Annotated in this window: 8 protein-coding genes; 2 read left to right on the top strand and 6 right to left on the bottom strand. The window is 69.1% G+C overall.

All coding sequences use genetic code 11. The annotated features are described in order from the left end of the window. A partial coding sequence (locus tag ND748_RS16525; RefSeq protein WP_374215941.1) for a dolichyl-phosphate beta-glucosyltransferase occupies positions 1-995 on the bottom strand: 995 nt, incomplete at its 3' end. Between the two features lie 625 nt (positions 996-1,620). Between ND748_RS16525 and eis the strand changes: the two genes are divergently transcribed. Continuing rightward, positions 1,621-2,775 (top strand): enhanced intracellular survival protein Eis, encoded by a 1,155-nt coding sequence (gene eis / locus ND748_RS16520; protein WP_374215944.1) that lies wholly within the window; start codon positions 1,621-1,623, stop codon positions 2,773-2,775. A gap of 14 nt (positions 2,776-2,789) precedes the next feature. Here the strand turns inward: eis and fxsT are convergent, their stop codons facing one another. Both fxsT and ND748_RS16510 read right to left on the bottom strand, forming a co-directional pair. Beyond that, positions 2,790-5,303: an FxSxx-COOH system tetratricopeptide repeat protein gene (fxsT, locus tag ND748_RS16515; RefSeq protein WP_374215943.1), complete on the bottom strand. Its 2,514-nt coding sequence runs from the start codon at positions 5,301-5,303 to the stop codon at positions 2,790-2,792. A 370-nt stretch (positions 5,304-5,673) separates the two neighbouring features. Further along, entirely contained in the window at positions 5,674-5,949 is a 276-nt protein-coding gene (locus ND748_RS16510) for a helix-turn-helix domain-containing protein (protein WP_251746693.1), read from the bottom strand. Positions 5,950-6,015: 66 nt separating this feature from the next. On the opposite strand from ND748_RS16510, the gene map reads away from it, so the two are divergent. Further along, on the top strand, positions 6,016-6,783 hold the full coding sequence (map, locus tag ND748_RS16505) for a type I methionyl aminopeptidase (RefSeq protein ID WP_251746692.1): 768 nt from the start codon (positions 6,016-6,018) through the stop codon (positions 6,781-6,783). A 21-nt stretch (positions 6,784-6,804) separates the two neighbouring features. On the opposite strand, the gene ND748_RS16500 is transcribed toward map, so the two are convergent. The 3 genes from ND748_RS16500 to ND748_RS34660 all read right to left on the bottom strand — a co-directional run. Beyond that, on the bottom strand, positions 6,805-7,917 hold the full coding sequence (locus tag ND748_RS16500) for an ABC transporter substrate-binding protein (protein WP_251746691.1): 1,113 nt from the start codon (positions 7,915-7,917) through the stop codon (positions 6,805-6,807). A gap of 401 nt (positions 7,918-8,318) precedes the next feature. Beyond that, the gene (gene htpG, locus ND748_RS16495) at positions 8,319-10,274 is read right to left on the bottom strand and encodes a molecular chaperone HtpG (RefSeq protein ID WP_285902230.1); all 1,956 of its coding nucleotides are present in this window, start codon (positions 10,272-10,274) and stop codon (positions 8,319-8,321) included. Between the two features lie 308 nt (positions 10,275-10,582). Beyond that, on the bottom strand, positions 10,583-10,749 hold a 167-nt coding region (locus ND748_RS34660; RefSeq protein WP_374215942.1), incomplete at its 5' end, for an excalibur calcium-binding domain-containing protein.

The raw sequence follows: 10,749 nt of genomic DNA, 5'->3' as shown, positions 1-10,749 counted from the left end.
CACTGATGGTGAGGACCGTGGGCCCGTTCGCGGGTTCCCGGGCGGCACGCGCCGCCACGGGATCGGTCGGTGTGGTCGCGCAGGTGCGCGACGGGCACGGTGCCGTTGGCCATCGCACGGCGGACCCGCACGATGCCCCGCAGGTCGGCCAGGGCGGTGGCGACGATGTCGACGCGGCTGTCCGGATCGTCCACCCAGTCCACGGGCACCTCGTGCACCCGCAGCCCGCAGCGTTCGGCCAGGACGAGCAACTCGGTGTCGAAGAACCAGCCGGTGTCGGCGACGTGCGGCAGCAGATGCGCGGCGACGTCGGACCGGATGGCCTTGAAGCCGCACTGCGCGTCGCGGAACCGCACCCGCAGCGTCCGGCGCAGCAGCAGGTTGTAGCAGCGGGAGATGATCTCCCGCTTCGGCCCGCGCACCACCCGTGCCCCGCGGCTCAGGCGGCTGCCGATCGCCACGTCCGAGTGTCCGGAGACCAGCGGCGCGACGAGGGGGAGCAGGGCGCCCAGGTCGGTCGACAGGTCGACGTCGGTGTAGGCAAGCACGTCGGCGTCCGAGGACGACCACACCGCGTGCAGCGCCCGTCCCCGTCCCTTGAGGTCGAGGTGGGCCACGGCGACGCCGGGCAGCTCGGCGGCCAGCGCCCGGGCCAGTGCCAGGGTCCCGTCGGTGCTGGCGTTGTCCGCGATCGTGATCCGGAACGGGTACGGGAACCGTTCGAGGAGAAAGGCGTGCAGCCGCCGGACCGACGGCCCGAGATCCCGCTCCTCGTTGTAGACCGGCACCACCATGTCCAGGACTGGATGATCGGGCCGGGGTGGCCGCGGGTTCGGCTGTGTGGCTCTCTGATCGGCGCGCCCGTCCCGGTCGGCCCGCCGCGCGGAAGGCCGGGTCGAGAACTGCGGGCAGTCGGACCGCGCGACGACGGTGCGGGGAGCCTCGGTGCGGAGGGCGACGGTGCGGGGGGTGTCCGTAATCGGCAGGAGTGTCACGCCCTCAAGGTCGGCTCCCCGCCTGCGCAGACCCTGTGCGGCCTCTGTGTGATCCCTGTGAACCCGACCCGGTGGCCTGCCAACGTCGGTGAGTGCGCCGGTGACTCAAGCAGCTCCTTCTCCTCCTCCACGCAGGAGGCTGACGTGAGCCGTCCCAGCCTTCCTGCGGTGGGCATGGATCGGCAGAGGCTTCACCCTCGCCCGGTCCGGGAACCCGCCCTGCCTCGGCGCCGTGGTGTCATCTTCCTCGACGAGGCACGAGAGTCCGCTGGTGCGCCGGGTTGGGTGGCGTCAGGTCTGCCAACACGGGTCGCGTGTCGGGCCCGGTGTTGTCGGGTTACGCAGCCCTGTCGTGGTCACGGGCGACGCGAGCTGTCTCGAGGTTGCGGCGGTGGATTGCGGTTGTCGGGTGGTCGGCTCCGAGGATGAGCAGTCCGTGGCTGGGGGCCTGTTGGCAACAGGACATAATGCCCGCTGCCGCCAGCGGATCTCCGCTTGGGATGCAGATGTCGTGTGCCCGGCCTCGAAACTGGTTCGACGTCAGCCGTTCCTTGGCGGCGAGCGAGGACGTAATCTTGGCCCAGTGGGAGATATGAAGATCCGCCAGATCACTGCCGCCGAGCGTGTGACGTTGAGTCTGCCGATACAGGTGTACGCCTTCGAGTCATCGCCGGTGAGCGACGGCGGCTGGGAACAGCTGAGTGCAACGCAGCGATATTACGAGAGCCACCTCTCGCTGCTGGCCGAGGAGAACGGCATACCTGTTGCCGACGTGTCGGCAGTCCCCATGCGACAGAACGTGCGGGGCACGGTATACCAGATGGCCGGGGTCGCCGGGCTGGCCACCCTTCCGCCTGCGCGGCGGAAGGGCTACGCGCGGGCCCTGGTGACCGAGTTGCTGGGTCAGATGCGCGACGCCGGCAATGTTGTGAGCGCATTGTATCCGTTCCGCCCGTCGTTCTACCAGCGATTCGGCTACGTGGGGCTGCCCAGAACGCGGACGGCGGCGTTCGCGCCCTCTGACCTCGCGGGCCTGCTGCACCGTGAGCTGCATGGTGACACTGCCTGGGCGCCGATCAGTGCCGGCTACGAAACCTATCGCGAGTTCACCCTTCGACTTGTGGCCGAGCGGCATGGCTTTGCCGTCTTCCCGGACTCCCGGGCGGTGCAGATCCGAGACTCCGAGGACCGCTGGCTTGTCACCGCACGGGCGAATGGCGAGGTGGTCGGCGCCGCGACCTACCGCATCACCGGGCACGGTGGTGATCTTGTCGTCGACGATCTACTGACCACCGGGCCGCTGGCACGGGCACTGCTCCTGCAGTTCTTCGCCCGGCACGTCGACCAGGTGGCCAGGATCGTGGTGACGGTCGGGGCTGACGAGACCCCGGAGCTGTGGGCCACCGACCTCGCCGTGGTGATCGGGGCCCGGACCTCGTTCCCGGAGTCACCCGCGCCGATGGCCCGGATTCTGTCGCTGGAAGGTATCGCCGGCATGGCAGTCGGGCCGGGCTTCGCGGTCGTCGACGTCGTGGAGGATCCATTCATCGCCGGGCGGTACGTGCTCGACGGTCGGACCGGGCACCTCGTCGTGCACCGTGAGCAGAACCTCGAACCGGCTGCGACGTTGACCGTTCCCGGACTGGCTGGACTGATCTACGGTGTGCTCGACCCGGAGGATGTGGTGGTGCGGGGGCTTGGCGCAGTCTCCGCCGAGGCGGCGAACAATCTGCGCGCGATGTTTCCGCGGTGCACGCCGTACCTGTTCGCGTCGTTCTGACTCAGGGTTCTGACTCAGGCGAGGTGGACGGGCGGCTGTGGAATTCTGCCGAGTTGCAGCAACTCGATGCGGCGGCGCGTCTCGACAACATCTGGATGTTCGTCGCCCTGCGTCTGCTCCCGTGCTTCCAGTACCGCCTGATACTCGGTCAGTGCTGCTCCGTGGCGGCCCTGTTTCGCCAGCACCCAAGCCAGCTCCTGCCAGGCGACGAGCGTCTCCGGATGGTCGTGGCCGAGGAGGCGACGGCGGGCGCCGAGGAGGCGACGGTAGCCTGCCTCGGCCTGTGACCACCGGCCCGTCAAGGCGGCGATCCAGGCCAGCTCGTGCTGGGTGGTCAGGGTGCGGAGGTGATGATCACCGACGACCTTCCTGCGCGCCTTCAGTACGCAGTGCAGGATCCATTCGGCCTCGTCGTAGCGACTTTGGTTGGCGATCGCCCAGGCCAGCTCATGCCAGGAAATGAGAGTTTCGGAATCGTCGAGACCCAGAACTCTGCGCCGGGCGTCGAAGACCTCACGGTACTGTTTCTCGGCGTCGGGCCACTGCCGCTGGACCCCGGCGATCCACGCGACCTCCTGGCGGGAGGCCAGGGTATCGGGATGATCGTCGCCGAGCAGTCGCCGTCGAGCGGCCAGGACGTCGAGGTGTATCTGTTCTGCCCTGGCCGGCCGTCGCTGTGCCACGTGCCAGGCCAGTTCATGGTGAACTCGCAACAGTGCCTGTTCGCCACCAAGGTGAGCCAGGATGTCCAGGGAGGCACAAGCCAGCGCCTCGCCTGCCGCGAACGTGCCGCTCCTGCCATGCGCCGACACCGTCGCCGCGACGGAGTGAAGGAGACGGTCGACGTGGCGCGAGTCGACGGCGCGGACGGCGGCCTGGTGGCACAGGGCAGCCAGGTGCGGCGTGAGCAGCCAGTACTGCGGCCAGTCGGCCGGGAGCTCAGGGTGCAGGGAGTCGACCATGCCGCTGAGCAGCGTGATGGCGGTGCGGCAGATCGCGTCACTGTGGGGGGCCCGGCGGCCGGAGTCGGCGATGACGCCCTGAACAAGACGGTGGAGCTGAATCATGTTTCCGGTGCGGCCCACCCAGGAGTACTGCCGGGCCGCGCCGATCACCTCGTCCAGATCCAGGTCGACGTGACCGTCAGTGCACGCATCCGCCAGCGGGCTCTCGAGCAGTTCGGGACGATCGCTGAACAGGGTAAGTGGGATGGGCTCGGGCGCCAGCAGGGCGCACAGCTGCAGCAGTTGCACCGTGGCCGGGGCCTCGGCCTGGAGGCGGTCCAGGGCCATCGACCAGGCGGTGGCGACCGTGCCGTGGTAGAGCGGGTCGTCGCCCTTCGCCAACAGGGCTGTCCTGCGGGCACGGAACTTGGCCAGATAGCCGGCCGGGTCCGTGCCGGTGGTGGCGATGTAGCCGGCCGCCTGTGCCAGCGCCAGCGGAAGGTCGCCCAACTCGGCGGCAAGGGTGTCCACCACCGCCGGGGCATGGCCGGGCAGGCGCCGGTTCAGCAGCGCGCTCGACTCGGCCCGTTCGAACACCCCGACGGCGATCGGGTCGGCGAGCGCGCCCCAGGCCGGGTTTCGGGAGGTGATCAGTACCTGACCTGGCCCGTCAGGCAGCCAGTTCCTCAAGGCGACCGGGTCCTCGGCGTTGTCGAACACCACCAGCCAGCCGGTTCGACGGGTCAACGCGGCGAGGACAGCCGTCGCGAGGTCGGATGCCGGCCCGTCACTGGACAGACCAAGCGGGTCCGCCAGCGCGGCGATCTTCTCGCCGATGAGCGGAATCTGATCGGCGTCGATCCACCAGACCAGCGAGTATTCGTCGGCATACCGGTGGGCATATTCGGCGGCCAACTGTGTCTTGCCCACCCCGGCCAACCCGTGAAGCGCGGTCACGGCCACCGGTCGTCCCTCCCGAAGGCTCGTCCTGATTGCCGCCAACAGGCGCTCTCGGCCGGTGAAGTTGCGGTTCCTCCCAGGGGCCTTCCACATGTGTGGAAGCTGGCCAGGAAAGCCGGGCTCCGGCGTGGTTCCTACTGCCGCGCAGTGGCCGGGGAAGCGCGGTTCCGTCGCCGGCTTTCCGCGGCCTCCCCGCGCTATCGCCAGTAGCCGCTCCACCGCCGCCTCCGGGTCCAGGCCGAAGAGATCGTCGCCGACGAGCTGATCCAGCAAGCCGGGTCGCGGACAGTCCTCAACGCGGATGGGAATCAGTTTGCGGCCAGTCCCTGACGGGTCGGCGGCCCAGGCTGCCTGCCACTCGGCCTCCGCATAGGCTGAGTTCAGGTAGGCGGCCGACACCACGGCGATCGTGCGGTCCGCCGTGGCGGCTGCCCGGTGCATCTCCCGCACGAAATGCGAGCCCCGGTCGAAGTCCCAGGCCTGGATCGTCACTCGGTAGCCGGCGGCTTCGAGCTGCCAGGCGATCCACTCCGCCCACTTCCCATCCGTGCGGGTGTAGGACACGAAGAAGTCCGCGCCACTTTCGCCGGCACCCGCGGTACCCGGTGTTTCCGCCCCTACCACCACAGCCACAGAATCTCACACCGAAGGATGTCCTACCGGGCTTTCGCGGTCTGGTGCGGGGTGCTCTCCGCGCAGAGTCCGGCCACGCTGGTGAGTAATCTCCATTGCTGCCGTTCAGCCCGGTGTTTGGGAATTCGGGTGCGCTGCTCGGCCTGGCGCCTGCGTTCACGGGACGACTGCCGCGGCCGTTTGGGTCAGCGGGCGAGCTGGTGGAGCCAGTCGCGCAGGAGAGCGGCCCCGGCGGGCCGCAGGGGGAGAGCGTGCCGGTCGGCCTCGTCGACGAGCCGAAGGCCGTCATCGACCAGCCGGCCCGGTCCACGCTCGGTTGACTCGACGCTCGGTTGACTCGACGAGTCGCGTCAGCGGACGGTCACGCCGACAGGACCTGGCCACCGCCGTCGGCGTCCTCGGCGCAGGCCGCGGCCAGGTCGTCCAGCGACAGATCCAGCGCGTGGGCCAGGGCCGCCACGGTGAAGAAGGCCGGGGTCGGGGCCCGGCCGGTCTCGATCTTGCGCAGTGTCTCCGCGGACACCCCGGCCGCCGCTGCCACGTCCACCATGCTGCGGTCACCGCGGACCTCGCGGAGCAGGGCCCCGAACCGCTCGCCACGTCGCCGCTCCCGCGGGCTCAACGGAACTCTCACCATGCCCGTGATACTAATACCGGTATTAGTATTGGGTACCTCGCAGCGCATCGCAGGGAGGCATGACACGTGGTGGAGATCAAGACCGACACGGCACTGGAGGCGATGCGTGCGGCCGGACGCGTCGTGGCCGAGGCCCTCACCGCCGCCCGCCAGGCGGCAGCCGTGGGGGTCCGCCTGCGCGAACTCGACGAAGTCGCCCGCACCGTCCTGGCCGAGGCCGGGGCGCGCTCGCCGTTCCTGGGCTACCAGCCCTCCTTCGCCCCCACCCCCTTCCCGGCGGTGATCTGCGCCTCCGTCAACGACGCCCTCGTGCACGGCATCCCCAACGACTACCGCCTGCGCGACGGTGACCTGGTCAGCATCGACTGCGGAGCCGAACTCGACGGCTGGACCGGCGACGCCGCGATCAGCTTCACCGTCGGCACCCCCCGTCCCGCGGACCTGGCCCTCATCGCCGCCACCCAGCAGGCACTGGACGCCGGCATCGCCGCCGCCACCGTCGGCCACCGCATCGGAGACATCTCCCACGCCGTCAGCACCGTCGCCCGCGCCGCGCACTGCGGCATGCCGACCGACTTCGGCGGCCACGGCATCGGCCGCCAGATGCATGAGGACCCCCACGTCCCCAACCGCGGACGGCCCGGCAGCGGCTTCCCCCTGCGCCACGGCCTCGCTCTCGCCATCGAACCGATGCTCATGGCCGGGGGACGCAACGACTACCGCACCGACCCCGACGGATGGACCCTGCGCACGATCGACGGCAGCCGCGCCGCCCACATCGAACACACCATCGCCATCACCGAGGACGGCCCCCGCATCCTCACCCTGCTCTGACCTCGAACCCGGAGCCGTTGCCTACGCGGGGTTCTCGGCGTCGACGATCCTCTTCGCCTGTGCGTCGGTCAGGGTGTAGTGCAGGAAGTCGTGGAAGAAGGTCTTGGTCTCCTGGATGATGTTCAGCCCGGCGAACTCCGCGGGATGCAGCGTCTTCGCCGCCCACTGGATCTGGAGGGCCTCCTCGATGCCGTACCGGTCCCAGTGCCAGCCGCCGGTCGGATTGACGTAGGCGTGGTGGTCGCGGACCGCCGGCTGGTTCTTCCAGAACGGATCCGAGGTCAGTTTCGCCAGTGTCTGCTGCCCGGTGTCGTTGCCGGTGAACGCACTGCTCGCGAGGATGATCACATCCGGATTCCAGCTGGCGACGGCCTCGGTGGTCGTCGGCCGGACGTTGCCCTTCACCTGGGCGGCGTTGCGACCACCGGCCGCGGTGATCCACTCGTCGATGATGCTGTCGGTGCCGTCGACGACCAGCGGGTTCAACGAGTAGATGTGCAGCACCTTGGGCCGCTGCTCGGTTGGGATCTTCGAGCTCGTCGCGCGGATCTGGGCGAGCTTGGCGTCAAGGTAGGCGTTGTAGCGCTGCGCCTGGGTCCTGGCCTCGGGCCCCAGCACGTCGGCGGTCGTGTTGACGACCTTCTTCAGCCCGTCGAACGTCTGGAAGGCCAGTTGTAGCGTGGGAACACCGACACTCGTCGTCTTCGCCTGGATCTGGGTGCCGGTGTTGTTGAACAGCACGTCGGGATGGGTCGTCAGGAGTTCCTCGGTGTTCGCCGTCGTCGAGGTGAACACCGTCTTCGCCTGGCGCAGCGCCGGGCTGATCGTGTAGAGCCACGGTGCCGAGGACGGCGTCAGCACGGTCGCGACGATCTTGTCGCCGCCGCCGAGCATCTGCACGACCTCGTTGTGCGCCGGCCACGAGTCGGCGATCCGATGGACCGCGCCGGGAATCCGCACCGCCACGCCGGTCGAGTCGGTCACGCTGTGTGGTGCTGACGACGTGGCCGACGTCGGCGACGCGGACGACGTCGAGCCGGCCTCTGCGCCGGTCGTCGATCCACCACAGCCGGCGATCAGCATCGCCGCGACGGCGCCCAGGGCCAGCGTGACCACCCCGCCGCGCCGCCGCATCCGGCGCGCCGATCCCGCGATCGAACCAGCCGCCTTCACCCTGGTGACACGGCTCGACGGCTCGCGACTACTGCGCAACGGCCTGCGACTGTTGCTCGAAGGCCTGCCAGTAGGACTCGACGGCCCGCCAGTACAACTCATCGGTCCGGCAACACGACTCATCGGGGGTCTTCCTCCGCGTCGATGGGCGCGCGGAAACAGCCACGCGCCCACACCTTCGCGGCCGCCGGACCGGTGGCACACCGCTGGATGATGCATCTGCGTGAAGCAAATGGCGTGGTCAGCGTACCGGACGATATCCGCCTACCAGGCCATATGTCGCAAGATCTGGCGCCGGCTGGCAGCGCAGGCGTCGGCCGCGTGGCCGGCCCCCGGGTCGCGGACCTGCCGGGCGCGGCTGGCTACAGGGTGTTCGCCAGTCGGTCGGCGAGGATGCGGGTGAACCGGGACGGGTCGGTGAGTTCCCCGCCCTCGGCCAGCAGGGCCAGGCCGTACAGCAACTCGGCCGTCTCGCCGAGTACGTCGGAGTTCCCGTCCTGCTCGTGGGCCTTGCGCAGGCCGGACACCAGCGGATGGGTGGGGTTGAGCTCCAGGATGCGCTTGGGATGCGGCACGTTCTGCCCCATGGCGCGGTACATCTTCTCCAGGGTCGGCGTCATGTCGTAGGTGTCTCCCACGAGGCAGGCCGGTGACGTCGTGAGGCGCGAGGAGAGGCGCACCTCCTTCACCTGCTCCTGCAGGGTCAGCGCCAGCCAGGACAACAGCTCGGCGAAATCCTTCTTCTGCTGTTCGCGTTCGGGTTCGGCGCCTTCCTGCTCGTCCGCCGTGGCGAGATCGACCTGGCCCTTGGCGATCGACCGCAGCGGCCTGCCGTCGAACCGCGCCACCCGCTCGACCCACACCTCGTCGACCGGGTCCGTCAGGATCAGGACCTCGTAGCCTCGGGCCTGGAAGGCCTCCATGTGCGGCGACTTCTCGGCCATCAACCGCGACTCGCCGGTCAGGTAGTAGATGTCGTCCTGGCCGTCCTTCATCCGGTCGACGTACTCCCGCAGGGTGGTCGTCTGCTCCGGGTCACGCGTCGAGGCCACGGAGACGATCTCCAGGATGGCCTCCTGGTTGTCGACGTCGTCGAGGAGCCCCTCCTTGACGGCGGGGCCGAACTCCTTCCAGAAGGTCCGGTAGCGCTCGGCGTCGTCCGTCTGCAGATGCCGGACGGTGGAAAGCACCTTCTTGACCAGCCGGCGGCGAACCAGCTGGATCTGGCGGTCCTGCTGGAGGATCTCGCGGGAGATGTTCAGCGACAGGTCGTGCGCGTCGACGACGCCCTTGACGAAACGCAGGTAGTTCGGCATGAGCGCCTGGCAGTCGTCCATGATGAAGACGCGCTTGACGTAGAGCTGGACTCCCCGCCGGCCGTCCTGCGCGAACAGGTCGAGTGGGGCGTGGGACGGGATGAACAGCAGCGCCTCGTACTCGAAGAGTCCCTCGCCCTTCATGTGGATGATTTCGAGCGGATCGGTCCAGTCGTGGCTGAGGTGGCGGTAGAGCTCGTGGTACTCGGCCTCGTCGACCTCGTCGCGCGGGCGCGCCCACAACGCCTTCATCGAGTTCAGTGTCTGGACGCCGGTCGTGGCGGCGCCGGCGGTCTCCGTGCCCTCGGTGGCCGTGCCGGCGGTGGCCGTGCCGTCGGTGGCCATCCGGATGGGCCACGCGATGAAGTCGGAGTATCGTTTGACGATCTCGCGGATCTTCTGCTCGGAGGTGTAGTCGAACAGATGGTCCTCGGTGTCCGCCGGCTTGAGCTGCAGGGTGACCGCGGTGCCCGGCGGCGCGTCGTCGACGTCGGCGATGACGTAGGTGCCCTCGCCGCTGGACTCCCACCGGGTGCCGCCACTCGCGCCGGCCCGGCGGGTCAGCAGCGTGACCGTGTCCGCCACCATGAACGTGGAGTAGAAGCCGACACCGAACTGCCCGATGAGCTCCCGCGAGGCGGCGGCGTCGGCCGACTCCTTCGCCTTGCGCAGCATCTCGGCCGTTCCCGACTTCGCGATGGTGCCGATGAGCTGGACGACGTCGTCCCGGGACATTCCGATGCCGTTGTCCCGCACCGTCAGAGTGCGCTGTTCCCGGTCGACCTCGATGGCGATGTGCAGATCGGACGTGTCGACCTGCAGGTCCTTGTCGACCAGCGACGCAAGACGGAGCTTGTCGAGGGCGTCGGACGCGTTGGAGATCAGCTCGCGCAGGAAGATGTCCTTGTCCGAGTAGATCGAATGGACCATCAACTGCAGAAGCTGGCGGGCCTCGGCCTGGAATTCCAGCGTCTCGATCCGGGTACTCACGCAGACCTCCATGCGGGCACGGGCAGTTCGGGCAGGAACAACGGAAGGTCCAGCGCGGCCGGGTTGACGCCCCAGTAGCGCGCCAACCCGAACGCGGCACAGCGAGACCGGCGTCCCCATAAGCCGAATGAATATTAGCGCAGCGGATCCGATCCACACCGCACCTCCCCGCCACCTCACGTCCCCGCCAGTGCCATCAACGGAGTTGCCGGTAGGTCCCGGCCGCGATGAATGCGTCGCCGATCGGGGTGAGGAGCGAGGCGAGGCAACGGGCGCCCGCGGCGCCCACAGCGCGGCGCAGTCCGCGGGAGGGCTCGCGTCTACTCGCAGGCGATGCCGTCGCCGTCGCGGTCGAGGTCGGGGCTGTAGCCGGCTTCGCCACGGCGCAGGGGAGCGGCACCGGCGGCGCGGGCAGCCGCGCAGTTGACGTAGACGACCTGCTGGCCGCCAGCGGCCGCCGGCGCGGATGCGGGGATGGGTACCGAGG

Source organism: Frankia sp. AiPs1, assembly GCF_023716945.1.
GTDB lineage: Bacteria > Actinomycetota > Actinomycetes > Frankiales > Frankiaceae > Frankia.
This window is presented reverse-complemented; position numbering and strand designations above follow the sequence as displayed.